General features: G+C 62.7%; 19 protein-coding genes. 8 read left to right on the top strand and 11 right to left on the bottom strand.

The features are described 5' to 3' along the window. Nucleotides 1–33: 33 nt before the first annotated feature. The 5 genes from RQ479_RS16030 to RQ479_RS16010 are packed head-to-tail and all read left to right on the top strand — an operon-like array spanning nucleotide 34 to nucleotide 4,370. Complete coding sequence (locus RQ479_RS16030) at nucleotides 34–546, top strand: TRAP transporter small permease (protein ID WP_352660414.1); 513 nt, start codon at nucleotides 34–36, stop codon at nucleotides 544–546. Nucleotides 547–549: 3 nt separating this feature from the next. Beyond that, complete coding sequence (locus tag RQ479_RS16025) at nucleotides 550–1,860, top strand: TRAP transporter large permease subunit (protein ID WP_376705817.1); 1,311 nt, start codon at nucleotides 550–552, stop codon at nucleotides 1,858–1,860. A gap of 26 nt (nucleotides 1,861–1,886) precedes the next feature. Beyond that, nucleotides 1,887–2,600, top strand: coding sequence for a hypothetical protein (locus tag RQ479_RS16020; protein WP_376705816.1), 714 nt, complete (start codon nucleotides 1,887–1,889; stop codon nucleotides 2,598–2,600). Between the two features lie 42 nt (nucleotides 2,601–2,642). After that, complete coding sequence (locus RQ479_RS16015) at nucleotides 2,643–3,398, top strand: HpcH/HpaI aldolase/citrate lyase family protein (protein ID WP_376705815.1); 756 nt, start codon at nucleotides 2,643–2,645, stop codon at nucleotides 3,396–3,398. Nucleotides 3,399–3,413: 15 nt separating this feature from the next. Beyond that, nucleotides 3,414–4,370, top strand: a complete 957-nt coding sequence (locus RQ479_RS16010; RefSeq protein WP_376705814.1) for a C-terminal binding protein — start codon at nucleotides 3,414–3,416, stop codon at nucleotides 4,368–4,370. Between the two features lie 316 nt (nucleotides 4,371–4,686). Here the strand turns inward: RQ479_RS16010 and RQ479_RS16005 are convergent, their stop codons facing one another. From RQ479_RS16005 to RQ479_RS15970, 8 genes are all read right to left on the bottom strand, one after another. After that, nucleotides 4,687–5,166, bottom strand: a complete 480-nt coding sequence (locus RQ479_RS16005; protein ID WP_376705813.1) for a MaoC/PaaZ C-terminal domain-containing protein — start codon at nucleotides 5,164–5,166, stop codon at nucleotides 4,687–4,689. 1 nt (nucleotide 5,167) lies between these two features. After that, a complete protein-coding gene (locus tag RQ479_RS16000) occupies nucleotides 5,168–6,244 on the bottom strand; it encodes a Gfo/Idh/MocA family protein (RefSeq protein WP_376705812.1) in 1,077 nt (358 codons plus the stop codon). After that, nucleotides 6,237–6,566: an L-rhamnose mutarotase gene (locus RQ479_RS15995; RefSeq protein WP_023676093.1), complete on the bottom strand. Its 330-nt coding sequence runs from the start codon at nucleotides 6,564–6,566 to the stop codon at nucleotides 6,237–6,239. The genes RQ479_RS16000 and RQ479_RS15995 overlap by 8 nt, the downstream gene beginning before the upstream one ends. 9 nt (nucleotides 6,567–6,575) lie before the next feature. Continuing rightward, nucleotides 6,576–7,688 carry a mandelate racemase/muconate lactonizing enzyme family protein gene (locus RQ479_RS15990; protein WP_376705811.1) on the bottom strand — a complete coding sequence of 371 codons (1,113 nt, stop codon included), beginning with the start codon at nucleotides 7,686–7,688 and terminating at the stop codon, nucleotides 6,576–6,578. Nucleotides 7,689–7,692: 4 nt separating this feature from the next. Beyond that, entirely contained in the window at nucleotides 7,693–8,790 is a 1,098-nt protein-coding gene (locus tag RQ479_RS15985) for an ABC transporter ATP-binding protein (protein WP_376705810.1), read from the bottom strand. Between the two features lies 1 nt (nucleotide 8,791). Continuing rightward, nucleotides 8,792–9,658, bottom strand: a complete 867-nt coding sequence (locus tag RQ479_RS15980; protein ID WP_376705809.1) for a carbohydrate ABC transporter permease — start codon at nucleotides 9,656–9,658, stop codon at nucleotides 8,792–8,794. 2 nt (nucleotides 9,659–9,660) lie between these two features. Continuing rightward, entirely contained in the window at nucleotides 9,661–10,557 is an 897-nt protein-coding gene (locus tag RQ479_RS15975; RefSeq protein ID WP_376705808.1) for a carbohydrate ABC transporter permease, read from the bottom strand. Between the two features lie 140 nt (nucleotides 10,558–10,697). Beyond that, nucleotides 10,698–12,017: a sugar ABC transporter substrate-binding protein gene (locus RQ479_RS15970; RefSeq protein WP_292657088.1), complete on the bottom strand. Its 1,320-nt coding sequence runs from the start codon at nucleotides 12,015–12,017 to the stop codon at nucleotides 10,698–10,700. Between the two features lie 157 nt (nucleotides 12,018–12,174). Here RQ479_RS15970 and RQ479_RS15965 point away from each other — a divergent pair, with 157 nt between their 5' ends. Further along, on the top strand, nucleotides 12,175–12,963 hold the full coding sequence (locus RQ479_RS15965; protein ID WP_292657085.1) for an IclR family transcriptional regulator: 789 nt from the start codon (nucleotides 12,175–12,177) through the stop codon (nucleotides 12,961–12,963). 67 nt (nucleotides 12,964–13,030) lie between these two features. Continuing rightward, nucleotides 13,031–13,867 carry an amidohydrolase family protein gene (locus tag RQ479_RS15960; RefSeq protein WP_376705807.1) on the top strand — a complete coding sequence of 279 codons (837 nt, stop codon included), beginning with the start codon at nucleotides 13,031–13,033 and terminating at the stop codon, nucleotides 13,865–13,867. Here RQ479_RS15960 and RQ479_RS15955 read toward each other — a convergent pair. From RQ479_RS15955 to RQ479_RS15945, 3 genes are read right to left on the bottom strand one after another with little or no spacing between them, the layout of a single operon-like run. Beyond that, the gene (locus RQ479_RS15955) at nucleotides 13,853–15,010 is read right to left on the bottom strand and encodes an extracellular solute-binding protein (protein ID WP_376705953.1); all 1,158 of its coding nucleotides are present in this window, start codon (nucleotides 15,008–15,010) and stop codon (nucleotides 13,853–13,855) included. The two genes, RQ479_RS15960 and RQ479_RS15955, sit on opposite strands and share 15 nt — an antisense overlap. A gap of 20 nt (nucleotides 15,011–15,030) precedes the next feature. After that, nucleotides 15,031–16,191, bottom strand: a complete 1,161-nt coding sequence (locus RQ479_RS15950) for a CaiB/BaiF CoA-transferase family protein (RefSeq protein ID WP_352465980.1) — start codon at nucleotides 16,189–16,191, stop codon at nucleotides 15,031–15,033. A 3-nt stretch (nucleotides 16,192–16,194) separates the two neighbouring features. After that, nucleotides 16,195–16,746: a MaoC family dehydratase gene (locus RQ479_RS15945; RefSeq protein ID WP_376705806.1), complete on the bottom strand. Its 552-nt coding sequence runs from the start codon at nucleotides 16,744–16,746 to the stop codon at nucleotides 16,195–16,197. Between the two features lie 190 nt (nucleotides 16,747–16,936). On the opposite strand from RQ479_RS15945, the gene RQ479_RS15940 reads away from it, so the two are divergent. Then, complete coding sequence (locus tag RQ479_RS15940; protein ID WP_376705805.1) at nucleotides 16,937–18,034, top strand: lactonase family protein; 1,098 nt, start codon at nucleotides 16,937–16,939, stop codon at nucleotides 18,032–18,034. Nucleotides 18,035–18,040 lie beyond the last annotated feature (6 nt).

The raw sequence follows: 18,040 nt of genomic DNA, 5'->3' as shown, positions 1-18,040 counted from the left end.
AGGGGGCAAAGGTGGACATGAGGGTCGTCGGACATGGACAGATTGTTTGCAGCGATTGGGAAGCTGAGCCTTGCGTTGGCGGCGGCGGCAAAAGTGGTGCTTGGCCTCATCATTGTCGCGGTGGTCGCCGATGTGTGCGTCCGCAATCTGGGCCTGAGGCCGCTTGCCTGGGCAGTATCCGCGACGGAATACGGTCTGCTCTACGCGGCATTTCTGCCGATGCCCTGGCTGGTCCACAGCAAGGGCCATGTCTTCGTCGAGTTCCTGCGCAAGGCGCTGCCCGTCCGGGCACGGGCGGTGCTTGAAAAGCTGGTCTATCTCGCCTGCATCGGCGTCAGCCTCTACCTCGGCAGCGTCGCTCTGTCGTCCCTGACAAGTGCCGTTGCGGGCGGCGAATATGAAACGCGCAGTTTCGACATGCCGAAATGGCTGGTCTTTCTGCCCATCATGCTCGCCTTCTATCTCTCGGCGCTGGAATGGCTCAGATACCTGCTCGGCCGTGACACGCTGTACACGCTCGATCCGCTGGAAATGGAAGGGCTCTGACCGGTGGCCTGGCTGTTTCCATTCGCCGTGCTCGTTGGCACCATCCTGGTGTTGATGGGGCTTGGGCTGCCGGTCGCTTTCGCGTTCTTCGTCACCAACGTGATCGGGCTGTACCTGTTCTTCGGCGGTTCGATCGGCGTGACGCAGATGGTCGCCAACTTCTCCGACGCTGTCTCGACCTATTCGCTTGCCCCGCTGCCGATGTTTCTCGTCATGGGCAGCCTGTTCTTCCGCTCCGGCCTCGGCGAGAAAGTCATCTACGCGCTTGACCTGTGCGTCGGCAATCTGCGCGGACGCCTTGCTTATGTCGTTCTCGCCGCCGGCACGATCTTTTCCGCGCTGTCAGGCTCAAGCCTCGCCAATACCGGCATGATGGGCTCGCTGATGGTGCCCGAGATGCTGAAGCGGGGTTATAAGCCGCACATGGCCTACGGCCCGGTGCTTGGCGCCGGAAGCCTTGCCGTCATCATCCCGCCATCCTCGCTGGCTGTCTTGCTCGGCTCGCTTGCCCAGATCGACGTCGGCGCGCTGCTCATAGCGGGGGCTCTGCCCGGACTGCTCCTCGTTGTCATGTACGCGGCCCTGATCTTCGCACAGACGAAGATCGATCCGGACGCCGCCCCGCACTATCCGGTGCCCGCCGTTCCCGCGGCCGAGAAGGTGAGGGCGGTCGCCGTCAACATCATTCCGATGAGCGTCATCGTGTTCATGGTGGTCGGCACGATCATCCTTGGAATAGCGACGCCGACGGAATCGGCAGGGCTCGGCTGTGCCGCCGTCTTCGCCTTGTTGTTTGTCTACCGGCGGTTCAGCTGGTCGGTTGTCTGGAAGTCGCTGGACGATGCGATGAAGGTCACCGGCATGACCTTCCTGATCATCTCGGCTTCGACGACGTTCTCACAGATATTCGCCTTCTCCGGCGCTTCCAACGGCTTTATCCAGTTCATCGTGGGCTACGATCTTGGACCGTATCCCATGCTGCTCATGATGGTGCTCGTCATCCTGCTGCTCGGCATGTTCATGGATCAGGTCTCGATGATGCTGATCACGCTGCCAATCTTCCTGCCGATCGCCCAGCAATTCGGCTACGAGCCGGTATGGTTCGGGCTGATCCTGCTGCTCGCCTACGAGGTCGGCTTCACCACGCCGCCTTTTGGTCTGCTGCTGTTCATCATGATCGGTGTCGCGCCGAAAGGCACATCGCTCAAGACGGTTGCCATGTCGGCGGCGCCTTACATCGCGCTGACGCTTTTGCTGATCCTGCTGATTGTCCTCTTTCCGCAGATCGCTCTCTTTCTTCCGAATTTGATCTAGTCGAACTCGATCCAGCAGGTGTCCACATGCGCTTTGCCTATCTTGCTTTCTTCCATGATGACCGCGAGGCAAATTTGGCCATCGCCGGTGAAGATGTTGACGCTGTGCGGCGTGTGATTGCATCGACGCCGGGCCTTGCGCTTGCAAACATCTATCTGCCCGAAGTGGCGACGGACATGTTCAACAAGGATGGTCCACCGCCGGTCTTTGGCTTCCAGCTCTATTTCGACGAATTGGCGGACCTGGAGGCGGCCCTGGCGCCGTCCGGCCATCTGCAGGCGCTTGCCGTACCGGGTATGTTGTCGAGCATCACCGGTTCGAGGCCGACGCAGCAGGCAATGTGCGTGCGTCCGTTCCCCGTCGATGACGCTGGCGTCAAGACATCCGGGCTGCCCTGCAGCTATCTTGTCCATTATCCCGGGCCGGCCGAAGACATGAATGTCTGGCTCCATCACTATGTGACGCATCATCCGCAATTGATGCGGGGCTTCCCCGGCATTCGCCACATCGAGGTTTTGTCGCGACTGGATTGGTGCGGTTCGCTGCCCTGGCCGCGGATCGACCATATGCAGCGCAATCGCGTCATGTTCGACAGTCCCGCGGCATTGACGCACGCGCTGCAATCGCCGGCGCGGCTGGAGATGCGCGCCGACTACAAGACCTTCCCGCCGTTTTCAGGCGGCAGCCGGCATTTCCCGATGTCGACGGAAGCCGTGCATCCTTCGTCAAGGGCCACATAGCGCAAACAGATTTTGCCGACGCCGAAAATTTCTGGAGATTTCATGTACGACTTTCGCAAGAAATGTGTCTCTCTCGATCGCCTCATCGGCACCTTCTGCGCCATCCCGCACCCTGTGGCGGTGGAAGTGGCGGCCGCCAGCGGGGTCGATTTCCTGTGCATCGACTGGGAGCATTCGCAGATCGGCCGCGAACGGCTCGAGGATCTGATCCGCGCCGCGGATGTCCACAAGGTTCCCGCGATGGTGCGTGTGCCCGGCCACACGCCGGAGTGGATTGCGGCCGCGCTCGACGCCGGTGCGTCAGGCGTCCTGGTGCCGCGCGTCTCGACGGCCGAGCAAGCCCGCATGGCGGTGATGGCCTGCCGTTACCCGCCTGTCGGCGCACGCGGCGTTGGTCCAGGCCGAGCCGCCGGCTATGGCTACAGGATTCCGGACTACCTCAAGTCGGCCAACGATGTCCTGACGGTCGCGATCCAGGTGGAGACGGCCGAAGGTCTCGCCAACATCGACGACATTGTCCAGGTCGACGGCGTCGACGTGATCTTCATTGGTCCCGGCGACCTGTCGGTCTCGATCGACGCCATGGGGCCGGCCGGCCAGGACAAGCTCAATGCCGCGATTATCAGGATCGCGGCTGCGGCGCGTGCGGCCCGCAAGGCCGTCGGCATCTTTCGCCCCTCGGCGGATGATGTCGGCAAATGGTCGAAGCACGGCATCAGTTTCTACATGCTGGCCAGCGACACGATGTTTCTCGGCGCCGGCCTTGCCGCCGGTGCCGCCTCCGCGCGCAGCGCCTGATAGCAAGAGTTTGGCATGAAGATAATCAAGACCGACGGCGTGTTGTCAGTCGAGGAAGAGCAGCTGCACTACCTCGACGGCTTGAACGTCGAGTTTGTCGAAAAGACGCTGCTCACGGAAGATGCCCTGATCGAACACTGCCGTGACGCCGACGCATTGATGGTATTGCGGGAGCCGATCACGGCTCGCGTTTTGGCCGAACTGAAGAACCTTAAGGTCATCGGGCGGTTCGGCGTAGGGCTCGACTCGATCGACGTCGAGGCCGCCAGCCGCGCCGGTGTTCAGGTGACCTACGTGCCGGACGCCAATCTGGTTGAAGTCAGCACCCACGCCATGGCCCTGATCCTGGCCTTGACGCGCAGGCTGAAGCAGTTCGACAGCGCGGTGCGCGCCGGCCGCTGGGCTGCAATGACCGACGGCGCCGGCATCACGCGGCCCGACAGGCAGATCCTCGGCCTGATCGGCTTTGGCCAGATCGGGCGGCTGACTGCCGAGCGGGCGCGGGTCTTCGGCTATCATATCATCGCCTACGACCCGCATATGCCGGCAGAGCGCATCAGGGCCGGTGGTGCCGAACCGGTCGGCTTCGACGAGCTGCTTGCCAGGGCCGACATCGTCTCGCTGCACGTTCCCGCGACACCGGAGACCAGAAACATCATGTCGGCGCAAGCCCTGTCGCGGATGAAGGAAGGGGCGATACTCATCAACGTGTCGCGCGGCGGCCTGGTCGACGAGGTCGCATTGGCGGACGCGATCCGGAGCGGCCATCTGGCAGGCGCCGGCATCGACACGTTCGAGCGGGAGCCGCCTTCGCCCCACAATCCGCTGCTGGCGCTGGACACCGTCCTGGTCAGTCCACACGCGGCGCACTACTCGACGCAATCTTACGCCGAGGTTCGCAACAAGGTGTTTGCCGATGTCGCATCGGTCCTGCGCGGCGGCAAGCCGGTCTATCCGGTCAACCGGGTATGACCAATTCCCGATGTTGGCGCCGCCCCTCATCCGCCTGCCGGCACCTTCTCCCCGTATAGTGACCGGGGAGAAGGGACTTGGCCGCAATTTCGGCGCGCTTTCTGCAACGCCGCAGAGTGGCGAAATCCTTTGCTAAGGCGTCCTTCTCCCCGTCACTATACGGGGAGAAGTGCCCGGCAGGGCGATGAGGGGCAGCGCAACCCGTCGCGATTTGTCCGGATTTGCCACATTTTGGTCTTGCTTTGTGCCGGCAGCTATGCTACTAATCTGGGTATGGTGCCGCACCGAGGATCCGCCGCAAGGCGGTTTTTTGTTTTTAGGTTTCAGCGTCATCCGTCGGGGCCCTGCTCGGCTTGTCGCGGCGCTCGACGATGTAGATGTGGTCGGCGACCAGCACCACGTCGCCATGCTGGTTGATCACCTCGCAGCGCTCGAGGACCCGGCCTGAATCGGGTCGCTTCGGGTCGTCTTCCTTGGCCGAGATGGTGGTGCGGGTCCTGATCGTATCGCCGATGAACACCGGCTTGATGAAGCGCAGCCGGTCGTAGCCATAGGAGAAGGCAACCGGGTTGACGACGCTTGCCGTCAGCCCGACGCCGACCGAAAACACCAGCGTGCCGTGGGCGATGCGCTGGCCGAACGGCGTCGTCTTCATGAACTCGGCGTCCATGTGGTGGGGAAAGAAATCGCCGGTATGGCCGGCATGGACGACGAAGTCGGTCTCGGTGATGGTGCGCCCGCTGGTCATGCGCGACGAGCCGATCTGATAGTCCTCGAAATAGATCGTCTGCTCCATGTCAGGGCCTCGCCGCGATCGGTGTTGCCGGCGCCGCGCTCGATTGATAGGCGGCTTCGACCAGCGCCATGGTGTTCCAGCCGTCCTCGACGGAACTGACAAGTTCGGCGTCCTCGCCCGATGCGTAGCGCTGGACATTGGCCATGCGACCGGCAAAGGCATCTGGAAACCATGCGCCGACGAGCGGCACCGTAATCCAGTCGGAGCCGCCCTTCGGATAGATTTCAAGGATGTCAGGCTCGCCGCGCGGATAATCGAGATTGAGCCCGAGCTTGAGATAGGCGGCGCCCTCGGTGCCGCAGATGCGGAATTCGCAGGCCTGGAGTTTTCGACCGAATTTGTGATCGTGGTTGATCGACAGCGCACAGCGCACGGTGTCGCCATAGTCGAGGATCGCGCTGGTGCGCGTTTGCGCAACCTTGTGGCCGGGATGGCCGAGTGTCTTGGCGTGAACCCCCTTGGGGTCGCCGAGCAATTGCCGGATCAGGTCGAGATAATGGATCGAATGCATGGCGATCTCGACGCGCGGCGCCTGCAACAGGAATTCCCAGAGCTGCCAGGGTGTTGCCAGCGCCAGCCATGCGTCGAAATCGACCACGTCGCCGAGCCAGCCCTTGGCGATAGCATCCTTGAGCGCCAGCATCATCGGCGCAAAGCGCAGCTGGAAATTCACCGCCGCCTTGAGGTTTTTGGAACGGCAGATTTCAAGGATCTCGGTCGCTTCGGTGAGATTGCTGCCCATCGGCTTCTGGATCAGCGCCACCGCACCATCGGGCAGCGTCCTGAGCACGCCGGCATGATAGGCCGGCGGCGTCGCCAGATCGAAGACGGCGTCCTTGATTGACGCAGCTTCCTCGAGCGACCGGTAAGCGGTGACGCCCCATTTCTGCGCCAGTTTTTCCGCCTTGGCCAGGTCGGGGTCGAATAGCCCGGCAACCGGGAAACCGGCTTTTCCATAGGCCGGGAAATGCGCATCGCCGACGATCGAGCCGGCGCCGAAAATCACGATCGGCCTGGGCTTTGTCGGCTGTGCCCAGGCCTGGGAAAGCGAGGCAGGATCGAAAATGTCATCAGTCATAATGGAAGACTTCGTCCATCGACGCCCACCACTCGCCCTCCTTGCGGGTCGGCAGCGGCTCCTGGCACGGCATGCACAGCGCCCACCATTCCTGCGTCGTGGGATCGGCGGCCATCTTGGCCATGTCGGCGGCATAGTCGGTGCCGTGGTACTCGAAGGTGCTGAACAAAAGGTGCTCCGGCTCCCTCAGATAGATCGAATAATTCTTGATGTTGCAGGCGGAAATCATCTTGAGGACGTCCGGCCAGACGGCAGCGTGAAGCCGCACATACTCGGCGACTTTCTCCGGCTTGAGGCCGAGCACCATTCCCATTCGCTGCATGTCCGACTCCTATTTCACTATCGTCATGGTGAATTCCGCGATGCTCTTCGCCTTGATCGCATCCCAGTCCCAGTCGATGCCGATGCCGGGCTCGTCCGGCGCCAATGCGTGCCCGTCCTCGATACGCATTTTCTTGCCGGTCAGCTCGTCGAGCTGGGGAATATACTCGACATATCTGCCGTTCTGAACGGCGCATGTCAGGCTGACATGCAGTTCCATCAGGAAATGCGGGCAGACCGGTATGTCGAACGCCTCGGCTGCATGCGCCACCTTAAGCCACGGCGTGATGCCGCCGATGCGACCGACATCGACCTGCACGATCGAGCATGCGCCCTTTTGCATATATTCGCGGAAATGCCGGATCGAATAGAGCGACTCGCCGATGGCGATCGGCGTCGATGTGGCACTCGACAGCCGCACATGGCCGTCAATGTCGTCGGCCGGCAGCGGTTCCTCGATCCAGGCGAGGTCGAGTTCACGCAAGCGTTCGGCCCGGCGGATTGCCTCGTCGACCGAAAAGCCCTGGTTGCAGTCGGTCATGATTTCGTAGGAGTGTCCAGCCGCCCGGCGCACCGCCGTCAGCCGGACAAGATCCTCGGAGCCGTGCGGCTTGCCGATCTTGACCTTCGAGCCGCGAAAACCCTTGGCCTTGGCGGCCAGCGCATCCTCGACCAGCGCCTCGGTCTCGATATGCAGCCAGCCGCCTTCGGTCGTGTAAAGCGGGCAGCGGTCCTTGGCGCCACCGGCCAGCTTCCACAGCGGCAGCCTCTGTTTCTTCGCCCGCAGATCCCAAAGCGCAGTGTCGATGGCCGCGAGCGCGATTGCCGTGATCGCGCCGATCGTCGTGGCATGGGTGGCGAACTCCAGCTCGTGCCAGATCGCCTCGATCCTGTCGGCGTCGCGGCCAATCAGCCGCGGTGCAAGGTGGTCGGCCAGCAGCCGCATCACCGAGGAGCCGCCGGTGCCGATCGTGTAGCTGTAGCCGGTGCCGACCGCGCCATCGGCATCGGTGATGGTGACGATCGGTGTTTCCTGGCTGACAAAACTCTGGATGGCATCGGTGCGCTTGACCTTAGGCACCAGGTCGACCATCCGCAGTTCGATTTTCTCGATCTTTGCCATGATTCTAACCTCGCAATGTCTTGCCTGTTTCGGCAGAAAACAGATGGGCCTGCGACAGGTCCAGGCTCATCTTGACCCGGTCGCCGGCTTTGAGCGGCTTTGGATTGAGCATCCGCGATACCCAGTCGCTGCCGTTGAATTCGGCGAACACGAGCGTCTCGTTGCCGAGCGGTTCTGTAACCGTCACCGGCAGTTCCACCTGGTGGACGTCGACGTCTTCGCCGGAGCTGATGCCGTGCCCCGTCGGATAGATGTCGTCGGGCCTGAGGCCGAACACGACTTTGTCGCCTGTTCCGACATTTGCCTTGAACTGGCTGGGCAGAGGCAATCTCTCGCCGCTGGCGAACAGCAACTGTCCGTCGTCGACGACCGCCTCATGCAAATTCATCGGCGGCGAGCCGATGAAGCCCGCCACGAAGCGTGTCTGCGGCCGGCGGAAGACCTCGTCGGGCGTGCCGACCTGCTCGATGAAACCGTCACGCATGATGACGATGCGGTCGGCCAATGTCATCGCTTCGACCTGGTCATGGGTGACGTAGATCACCGTCGACTTGACCTTGGCGTGCAGCTTCTTGATCTCGGTGCGCATCTGCGTCCGAAGCTTGGCGTCGAGATTGGAAAGCGGCTCGTCGAACAGGAAGACGTCGGGATCGCGCACGATGGCGCGGCCCATGGCGACGCGCTGGCGCTGTCCGCCCGACAGTTGCGACGGCCGGCGGTCGAGCAACTGGTCGAGGCCGAGAATGCCGGACGCTTCGGCGACGCGGCGGTCCATTTCTTCTTTCGCGGCGCCCGCTATCTTCAGCGAGAAGCCGAGGTTTTCGCGCACCGTCATATGCGGATAGAGCGCGTAGGACTGGAACACCATCGAGATGTTGCGCGAGCGCGGCGGCAGGTCGTTGACCATGCGGCCGCCGATCTCGATGACGCCGTCGCTGATCGCCTCGAGGCCGGCGATCATGCGCAGGGTCGTCGACTTGCCACAGCCTGACGGACCGACCAGCGCGATGAACTCGCGGTCGGCGACCTCGAGGTCGATGCCGTGCACGACCGCCACCGGACCATAGCTCTTGGTGAGTTTCTTGAGCGATACTGTTGCCATGTCAGCCTTTCACCGCGCCGGAAGTGAGGCCGCCGACGAGGTGTTTCTGGACGATGAAGGTAAGCGTGAGCGCCGGTATGATCATGACCACGGCCAGCGCGCACATGCCGCGCCAGTTGATGGTGAATTCGGCCGTATAGTCGAGCAGGCCGACTGGCAGGGTCTTGGAGTTGATCGAGCGTGTCAGCTGCGAGGCCAGCGCGAATTCATTCCACGAAGTGAGGAAGGCAAAGATGCCGGCCGAAGCAATGCCAGGCCCGGCCAACGGAAATTCGACCTGCCAGAAGGCCTGCCAGCGCGTGCAGCCATCGATCTGCGCGGCTTCGGCGAGATCTTTCGGCACCTGACGGAAAAAGCCGTCGATCAGCCAGACGGTGAAGGGCACGTTGAGCGCGACGTAGACCAGGATCAGCCCGAAATGCGTGTCGATGATGCCGAGCCGCGCAAAGACGAAGAACAGCGGCAGCGACAGCGCGATGCCGGGCACCGTGCGCGTCAGCATCAGGCCGAGGAACATCGCCGATTTGGCGCGGAAGCGATAGCGCGCAAAGGCATAGCCGCCGGCCATGCCGATGACGATGGCGATCACCGTCGAGGTCACCGAGATGATCAGCGAATTGCGGAAATAGTCGAGCACCGGAATGCCGCCCTGGCCGACGCCGCTGAACATGGCGATGTAGGCGTCGAGCGAGAGTTGCTGCGGGATCCACACCGGCGGCTTGGCCATGATCTCGACGGTCGGCCGCAGCGACGACAGCACGATCCAGATGCCGGGCAGGCAGATGACCAGCATGGCCAGGAACAGTCCGATGCCGTGAACGATGCCGAGCGCTTTGTTGCCGACGCGATGCAGGCTGTTCTGGTCCATCCTCACCACTCCGCCGCGATCTGCGTGCGCGCCGCGGCGAGCTTGCGGTAGAAATAGACGGTGAACAGGATGGACAGCAGGATCGAGAAATAGGCCATGGCGTTTGCCAGGCCCATCCTGGCATCACTGTAGGCGGTGCGGGCGACGAGCGTCCAGACCAGTTCGGTGCGGCCGGCAGGACCGCCGTCTGTCATGATCTTGACGATGTCATAGGCGCGCGCGACGTCGAGCGAGCGGATGGTCATGGCGATGAAGGCAAACGGCATGATGAACGGCCAGGTGACATAGCGGAATGTCTGCCACGGCGTGCAGCCGTCGACGCGGGCCGCCTCGACCGGTTCGCGCGGCATCGCCAGCAGCCCGGCCAGGATAAGGATCGCGAACACCGAAGTCGACGACCAGATCTCGGCGATCAGGATGGCGATGAAGGCGAGATTGCCGTCGATCAGCCACGGGATGGCGCGGTCGGTCAGGCCGAGCCCCTGCAGGGCGTTGTTCACCAGGCCGATATTGTCGTTGAACATGAATTTGAACTGGAAGCCGACGAGGATCGGCGAAAACATCATCGGAAACATCATGATGGTGCGCAGGATCCGCTGGCCTCGCGATGCCTTCTCCACCAGCAGGGCCAGCCCGAGCCCGATCAGCATTTCCAGGTTGAGCGCGACGGTCAGCAGCACCACCGTGCGGGCAAAGGCGACCCAGAAAGCGCGGCTGGTCAGGATGGCGAGGTAGTTGCGCGCGCCGATGAAGACCCAGAACGTCTCCGGCCTGGTCAGCCGGAACGGCGTGAAGCTCGAGTAGAGCGATAGCAGCAACGGCACCACCACCACCGCCGCCAGAACGATCACCGCCGGCAGCAGGAGCAGCAAAGGTGGCGAGGGTCTCCAGCCTTTCATGTCGATCCGGTTCTGGTTGACGCCCGGACACCGAAGGCCGCCATCGGCGAGCTGGGATCAAGACAAAGCGTGTTGCGCATGGTTCGAAAAAAATGCGGGGCGCCGCTCTTCGATAAGCGCGGCGCCCCTTGGGAGAATGGTCAAAGCTTGCCGGCGTCCTCGAGGATCTGGGTAGCCTTGGCAGCAGCGTCGTCCAGTGCCTGCTTGGAGGTCTTGTCGCCAAGGATGGCGGCCTGCAATTCGGGATAGACGGCGTTGGAGATTTCGATCCATTCAGGTGTCTGCGGCACGGCAAAAGCGTGCTTTGCCTCCTCCTGGAAAGCCGCCAGCACTTCCTTCTTGTAAGGATCGCTGGCCGCCTGCTGGATATCCCAGTCCCACACCGCTGTGCGGGTCGGCAGTGGGCCGCTTGCCGCCTCGAGCTTCTGGCTGTCCTCATTGGTCAGGAACCAGACCAGCGACGCCGCAGCTTCCTTGCTGGCGCAGTTTTCGGTGACCGAAAATCCGTGGTGCCCCGACCAGCCGGTGCGAATGCCTGCCGATCCCTTCGGCGCCACCTTCACCCCGACATTGCCGGCGACCTTCGACGACTTCGGATCGTTGAAGAAGCCTGCCCAGCCCGGCCAGTCGAGGTTGATGGCGACGGTGCCCGAGGCAAAGCCCTGGCCGAGATCGTCCCACAGATAGTTGGTGGTGCCGGCCGGCACCGCCTTGGCCTTGTAGAGATTGACGAACCAGTCGAGCGCGTGCACGCCGGCTTCCGAGTTGAAGGCCGGCTTGCCATCCTTGTCGAGGTATTCGCCGCCGTCGGCGATGAGCATCTCGTAAAAACGGCCGTTGATCGCCTCTTCCTTGCCGGCGAACTGGGTGCCGTAGAAATCGGGCGGGCTGGCGAAGAATTCCGCCTGCTGGGCGACCTCGTCCCAGGTGTCGGGTGGTGTCAGCTCCTTGCCGTATTTGGCCTTGTAGGCGGCCTTCTTGGCTTCGTCCTGGTAGAGGCTCTTCTGGTAATAGAGCGCCGAGACGTCGAATTGCGCGCGCGGCAGCATTACCAGCTTGCCCTCGAGCGTCGAGGCCTTGATCGTCGACGGCACGAAGGCGTCGATCTCCTCCTTCGGCAGCAGCTTGTTGAGATCGGTGTAGATATCAGGATATTGCGGCGCGAAGGACGAGTGGTTCGAGCCGACGCACCAGTTGATGCTGCCGGAGGCGATGTCCGACTTGATCTCCTTGTCGAGCTCGAAATGGTTTTTCTTCGAGATCACGTTGACCTTGGCGCCGGTCAGTTTTTCCCATTCGCCGATGCGCGCGTAGAGCCCTTCATATTGCTGGCCGCCGATCAGCTTGGCGTCGATGGTGACGCCGTCAAATTTACCGGGCAGGTCGGCAGCAAGGGCAGCACTCGCACCCAGTGCGAGCAGCGTTACGCCGGCCGACAGGCCGCAAAACAGTTTCGTCATTGGTATCCTCCCAAGAGTCTGCGTCGATCCATAGCGAGGGCTGATCGGCAGCTTCATTCATATACAAACAAAATATTTATAGGATCGTCAAGCCGAAAGTTCTTCCGGAAGCAACCGTTATGCGTATATGAAATGTGAAATTCACTGGAGAAGCCCAATGGCAGAGGACGAGGAAGACGAGCGCTATCGAGCCCCGGCGTTGGACAAGGGGCTCGACATCCTCGAGCTGCTGGCCGGCGTCGACGGCGGCCTGACGCAGGCGGAAATCGCCAAGAAACTCGACCGCAGCCCGAACGAGTTCTACCGCATGCTGGATCGGCTGGTGCGTCGCGGCTACGTCACGCGCCCGGACGGCGACCGTTATTCGCTGACGCTCAAGCTGTTTGGCCTGGCGCAGCTGCACGCGCCGGTGCGTCGGCTGGCTTCCTATGCGACGCCGCTGATGCGCGAACTGGCCGAAACCACACAGCAGGCAAACCAGCTCGTCGTCTTCGATCGCGGTTCCGCCGTGGTCATTGCCCAGCAGGAAGCGCCGGATTACTGGGGCATCTCTATCCGCGTCGGCTCGCATATCAGCCTGTTCGACACCGGGTCCGGCCATGTATTGCTGGCGTTCCGCTCGCCGGAAGAGCGGCAGATGATGATCTCCGAACATCTGCGCAGCACCGACAAGCCGCCGCAGTCGCCGGAATTCTTTGCTCGCCTCGACCAGATTAGGGAACGCGGCTACGAGATGATGGCGTCGATGCAGACGGCCGGCGTGTTCAACCTGTCGACGCCCGTTCTCGGCTCAGATGGCAAGGCGATCGCCGCACTGTCGATCCCGTACATAACCCTGGTCAACGCACTCAAGGCGCCCGACATTACCAGGACGATAGAGCTGTTGCTGACGGCGACCGAAAAGCTGTCGCAACTGGCGGGTTCGACCGTCAAGCAATCGAGATGATTTCTTATTTGAATGAAGAATTTCTCCGTGAGATGATCTCGAAGTCGCCAAGGAGGAGCGCGCCACCATGATCTTCGATACCCATCTGCACCTGATCGACCAGTCCGCGCTGCGCTATCCCTGGCTGGCCGGCGTGCCGGCGCTCAACCGCGATTTCTCCTATGAAGAATATGCACTCCAGGCGCGCCGGGCTGGCATAGAGGCGGCGCTGCACATGGAAGTCGATGTCGATCCAGCTGACATCGAGGCTGAAACCAGCCGTGTCAAAGCGCTATCGCGGCACAAGGCCAGCTTGCTACGCGGGGCAATTGCCTCCTGCCGTCCGGAAGAGCCCGGCTTTGCCGCCTATATCGAGCGCCAGCGTGCCGATCCTTTCGTCAAAGGCTTTCGCCGTGTGCTGCACGTCATGCCGGATGAGCTCTCGGAAGGCGCGCTGTTTCGCGAAAACATCAAGCGGCTGGCCGGCAGCAGCCTGACCTTCGACCTTGTCGTTCTGCCGCACCAGATCCCCAAGGCGATCGCACTCGCCGACCTCGCGCCGGACGTGCAGTTCGTGCTCGACCATTGCGGTGTGCCCGACATCAAGGGTGGTGCCGAGCACCCCTGGCGCGAGCACATGGCCGAGATCGCGCGGCGCCCGAACGTCGTCGGCAAAATTTCCGGTGTGGTCGCCTATGCGGATGCCGGATCCTGGACTGTCGATACGCTGCGTTCCTATGTCGAGCACACCATCGAATGTTTCGGCTGGGACCGCGTCGTCTGGGGCAGCGACTGGCCGGTCTGCACGCTCGGCGGCGGCCTTGCGACCTGGATTGCGGCAACGCACGCGCTGCTTGCCGGCACCAGCGCCGATGAGCGGCAAAAACTGCTGTCAGCCAACGCGAAGCGGCTATGGAGTTTCTGACGCCGCCCCTCCGCCGGCAACGCCGGACACCTGCGTCGAAAGGCTTTCCCGAAACAGGCGATTGAGATCGGCAACGACGCGAGCGGCATTGTGCCTTTCGCTCAGGCCGAGATTGATGCGATCGGACGCCGCCTGCTGGAACGCCATGTAGCCGTCGTGCCGCGGCCTGACCCAGGCACCTTCGAGCGTGGCCCGCGTGTCCTTGTAGAAATTGCCGGCGGCGGCATTGACGGCGGCATCCTCCCAGGCCGCGGCGTGGCCAGGCTGGCCGCCGGCCAAGGCATAGAGGCCGCGCTGAACCTCGCCGCTGGCGATCCAGTAGGCGAAGTCGATTGCCGCCTGCCTGGCCTTCGAGAAGGCCGACACGGCGATGCCGGTCCCGCCGAGCGCCGAGCCTTTGGGGCCGACATTGCCCGCGGCCGGGATATCCGCGAAAGTCAGGCGGTTGGGTCGAAACCCGGCGATGGCATAGGAGACATAGCCATAGATCAGCGGTGCACAGGCGATCCGCGAGTCGGATCCGGCCATTTGCTCCAGAACCGCGATCGGATCCATGCCAAGACAGGCCGGGTCGACGAGGGCCGCGATCTCGCGCATCATCTCGAAGACTTGCTTGCCCGTTGCCGGATCCACATGGTCGCCAGGGCCTTCACCGGCGGGCCGGCCGAGATTGCCGGCAAGCGTGTAGAACGTCATCAGCGCATGCGGCGGCCTCAGCGGCAACAACACGCGGCCTTGCCGCGCCACATCGAGCGCATCGGCCCAGCTCGCCGGCGCAGCCGAAAGCATGTCGGGCCGCCATGCCTGCACCTGGCTGGCCGCGTCGATCGGAAACGCCCACTGCCTGCCTTGCCAGTTGTAGCTCGGAAAGGACCGGCCGACACTGCCCGCCGCAAGTGCTGCACGTTCGGCTTCCCGGCCGGCGACATCGAGCGGCGCCAGGCAATTCTCTGCGGTGATCTGGCCGAGATGCGGATGATCGATGACGATCAGATCATAGATACGGGCCAGTTCCTCGACCGGGAAGGATTCGAAATCCTGCAGCGAGCGCTTGTCCCATTCGATAGTGACGCCGGTCCGTTCCTTCCACAGCGCCGAACAGGCGACCATCGGGTCATAGCCGCGCGGATGGCTCCAGGTCATGCCTTTGAGCGTGACGTCGCTCACAGCCCGAACTCCGCGCGGATTTTTGCGCTGTGCTCGCCGATGCGCGGCGCGGCCCGCTCGACCTTGGCGCGGATGCCGTCGACCCTGAGCGGCGAGCGCGTGGTGAGGATCGAAACGTCATCCTCGCGCGTCACCGTCTGCAGCATGTCGAGAACCTGGAAGCCTTCGCTGGCCATCATTTCCGGCCAGGTCAAAACCTTGGCGCACCAGATGTCGGCGGGCTCGAGGATGCCGAGCCACTCATCGACCGTCCTGGTCGCGATTTTTTGCGCGATGATCGCCTTGATCTCGTCGCGGGCGGTGAACCAGGTCGACGGCTGGTCGCGATAGGGCGCAAGCTCCTCGAGGTCGAGGAGATCGGCGAGTTTCGAGATCGGTGTCATGGCGATCGCCAGATAGCCGTCCTTGGCCGGATAGACGCCATAGGGCGCCGACAGATAGGCGTGCGCGCTGCGGAAGCTCGACCGCCGCGGCAGCCGGCGCCCGTCATTGAGATGCGTGGTCAGCACCTCGAACTGAAAGTCGACCAGCGCCTCGAGCAGGCTGGTCTCGACATGGCTGCCCTTGCCGGTCACGCCGCGCCGCACCAGTGCCGCAAGAATGCCTTGCGCGGCGGCGGAACCCGCCAGCATGTCGGCGATCGCCAGGCCGAAGGGCACCGGGCCCTGGTCCTCGTCGCCGTTCAGCCACATCACGCCAGAGCGGGCCTGGGCCAGCAGATCCTGGCCGGGCCGTTTGACCCAGGGGCCTTCCTCGCCATAGCCGCTGATCGAGGCATAGACCAGGCGCGGATTGATCTTGCGCACTGCCTCGTAATCGAAGCCCAGTCGTTCGATGACGCCGGGCCTGAAATTCTGGATCAGCACGTCGGCCTTGGCCAGCAGGCCACGCAGTGCCGCAAGGTCGGCCTCGTTCTTCAGGTCGATGGCAAAGCTTTCCTTGGCGCGGTTGATCGCGTGGAAAATGGTGGAATCGCCGCCGATCTCGGTGTCGCTGAGATAGAGCCGGCGCGACAGGTCGCCGCCATCCGGCCGTTCGATCTTGATGACGCGGGCGCCGAGGTCGAGCAGTCTGAGCGAGCAGTAGGGCCCGGACAGGAACTGGCTCATATCGACAACGATGAGCCCGGTCAGCGGCAATTCGGCAATGGCAGCCATTGCCTATTTCTCCGCCTTGCCGGCGAAATCGGCCGGATTGCGGTACTTCACCGTCTGCAGGTGCTCGCAATAAAGCACGAGCTCGCCTTCACCCTTGAAGACTTCATAGCTGGCGCGGATCAGCCCCATCTCCTTGTATTTTGGCTTCTTGTCGAGGTTGGAGCGGATCGAATAAATCGTGTCGCCGATGAACACCGGCTTGATGAAGCGCAATTTGTCGTAGCCATACGAAAAGGCGTTGATGCAATTGGTGGCGACGAGCCCGAGCCCGGCCGAGAACACGAAAGCCCCTGCCACCAGCCGCTTGCCGAAAATGCCTTGCGTTTCGGCGAACATCTGGTCCTGCACGTATGGATGGATGTCGAGCACCAGCGTGTTGAAGAGATGGCTGTCGCCCTCGGCAATGGTCCGGCGCAGCGAGCGGATCTTCTGGCCGACCGGCCAGTCTTCGTAGAACCAGTTCTCCGCGTTCCAGACGGGAAGGTCGGCGTGTTCCTTCGGCATATTAGCGGGGTGTGTCGATGCCACGCCCACGGTTGGCGCGAAACCGCTCATGACGGCTTCCTCTGGGAGCGGGAATCGTCCATCAGGGCGCGCCGCAGACCAGCGAAATGCATGATCGATCCTCCCGTCAATCTTCTTTTGTGAATAGTATTTTCACATATGGGGTTGTGTTGCAAGCGAGTCTCGGCGAAATTTTGCCCGCTCCGTCGCGGCCAATGCCGGCGGAACAAGGGAGGAAGTGATGCAGAATGCCTGTCTGGTTTTCGTCGGCAGCCTCAATCGCGACGCCCCGTATTTTCAAGGCGCGCGCGGTGTCGGGTTGGGTGTCTACAGTTTCGACGAAGGGACGCTGCAGACCAAGAAACTGGCCGAGACGGGAGATATCGACAATCCCACCTTCCTGTCGGTGACGCCGGACGGCTCCCACATCTATGCCAACTCAGAAGTGTTCACCTGGCGCGAAGGGGTGGTCTCGGCCTACCGTTTCGACAGGCAGACCGCCACGCTGTCCTACATCAACAAGCAGCCGACGCTGGGCAGTATCACGGCGCACAACACCATCACGCGCGACCGGACGAAGCTGCTGGTCGCCAATTACGGCATGGGCGAGGGCGGCCCCGATCGCTCGGTCGTGGTCTATGGGGTGGGTGAGAATGGCGGCCTGACAGCGCCGTTGTCGAGCGTCGCGCATAGCGGGACCGGACCGGACCCGGCGCGCCAGGAGCGGCCGCATGCCCATAGCGTAACCGAGACGGTTTCCGGCGATGTTGCGATCGTCGCTGACCTCGGCATCGACCGGCTGGTGTCCTACCGCATCGGGCCAGACGGCAGCCTGACGAAGCTCGCCGAGTCGGCGCTTGCGCCGGGTGCTGGTCCGCGCCATTTGGCGCTGCATCCGGGCGGCCGCTTCGTGTTCGTCATGAACGAGCTGGATTCGACGGTCGTCTCGCTGGCCCTGGACGAAGCATCAGGCAAGCTTACGGCGATCGACAGCAAGCCGGCCGTGCCGCCCGAGGCACGCGACGGCAATCACTGTGCCGACATCCAGATCTCGCCCGACGGCCGCTTTCTCTACGGCTCCAACCGCGGCCATGACAGCATCGCGGTGTTTTCGGTCGACCAGCAAACCGGCAGGCTTGCGCTCGTCGACTATACGCCTTGCGGCGGTGCCACGCCGCGCAATCTGGCACTGACGCCCTCGGGCGGCCATCTGTTCTCGGCCAACCAGAATGCCGACCGCATCTCGATTTTCGCCCGTGATGCCGCAACCGGCCGGCTGACCGACACCGGCCGATCCATCGACATTGGTACGCCGATGTGCGTGAGGATCGTGCGTTGACGTGAT

The organism is Mesorhizobium sp. ISC25, from assembly GCF_042295465.1.
In the GTDB taxonomy this organism is placed as follows: Bacteria; Pseudomonadota; Alphaproteobacteria; order Rhizobiales; family Rhizobiaceae; genus Mesorhizobium.
This window is presented reverse-complemented; position numbering and strand designations above follow the sequence as displayed.

What these genes read in the sequence shown, in the direction of transcription:
- RQ479_RS16010 (WP_376705814.1), top strand. Translation starts at nt 3,414, where the DNA reads ATGAAGATAATCAAGACCGACGGCGTGTTGTCAGTCGAGGAAGAGCAG.
- RQ479_RS16020 (WP_376705816.1), top strand. Translation starts at nt 1,887, where the DNA reads ATGCGCTTTGCCTATCTTGCTTTCTTCCATGATGACCGCGAGGCAAAT.
- RQ479_RS15945 (WP_376705806.1), bottom strand. Translation starts at nt 16,746, where the DNA reads ATGAGCGGTTTCGCGCCAACCGTGGGCGTGGCATCGACACACCCCGCT.
- RQ479_RS15990 (WP_376705811.1), bottom strand. Translation starts at nt 7,688, where the DNA reads ATGGCAAAGATCGAGAAAATCGAACTGCGGATGGTCGACCTGGTGCCT.
- RQ479_RS15955 (WP_376705953.1), bottom strand. Translation starts at nt 15,010, where the DNA reads ATGACCTGGAGCCATCCGCGCGGCTATGACCCGATGGTCGCCTGTTCG.
- RQ479_RS15960 (WP_376705807.1), top strand. Translation starts at nt 13,031, where the DNA reads ATGATCTTCGATACCCATCTGCACCTGATCGACCAGTCCGCGCTGCGC.
- RQ479_RS15950 (WP_352465980.1), bottom strand. Translation starts at nt 16,191, where the DNA reads ATGGCTGCCATTGCCGAATTGCCGCTGACCGGGCTCATCGTTGTCGAT.
- RQ479_RS15995 (WP_023676093.1), bottom strand. Translation starts at nt 6,566, where the DNA reads ATGCAGCGAATGGGAATGGTGCTCGGCCTCAAGCCGGAGAAAGTCGCC.
- RQ479_RS16030 (WP_352660414.1), top strand. Translation starts at nt 34, where the DNA reads ATGGACAGATTGTTTGCAGCGATTGGGAAGCTGAGCCTTGCGTTGGCG.
- RQ479_RS15965 (WP_292657085.1), top strand. Translation starts at nt 12,175, where the DNA reads ATGGCAGAGGACGAGGAAGACGAGCGCTATCGAGCCCCGGCGTTGGAC.
- RQ479_RS15970 (WP_292657088.1), bottom strand. Translation starts at nt 12,017, where the DNA reads ATGACGAAACTGTTTTGCGGCCTGTCGGCCGGCGTAACGCTGCTCGCA.
- RQ479_RS15940 (WP_376705805.1), top strand. Translation starts at nt 16,937, where the DNA reads ATGCAGAATGCCTGTCTGGTTTTCGTCGGCAGCCTCAATCGCGACGCC.
- RQ479_RS15985 (WP_376705810.1), bottom strand. Translation starts at nt 8,790, where the DNA reads ATGGCAACAGTATCGCTCAAGAAACTCACCAAGAGCTATGGTCCGGTG.
- RQ479_RS15975 (WP_376705808.1), bottom strand. Translation starts at nt 10,557, where the DNA reads ATGAAAGGCTGGAGACCCTCGCCACCTTTGCTGCTCCTGCTGCCGGCG.
- RQ479_RS16000 (WP_376705812.1), bottom strand. Translation starts at nt 6,244, where the DNA reads ATGACTGATGACATTTTCGATCCTGCCTCGCTTTCCCAGGCCTGGGCA.
- RQ479_RS16015 (WP_376705815.1), top strand. Translation starts at nt 2,643, where the DNA reads ATGTACGACTTTCGCAAGAAATGTGTCTCTCTCGATCGCCTCATCGGC.
- RQ479_RS16005 (WP_376705813.1), bottom strand. Translation starts at nt 5,166, where the DNA reads ATGGAGCAGACGATCTATTTCGAGGACTATCAGATCGGCTCGTCGCGC.
- RQ479_RS15980 (WP_376705809.1), bottom strand. Translation starts at nt 9,658, where the DNA reads ATGGACCAGAACAGCCTGCATCGCGTCGGCAACAAAGCGCTCGGCATC.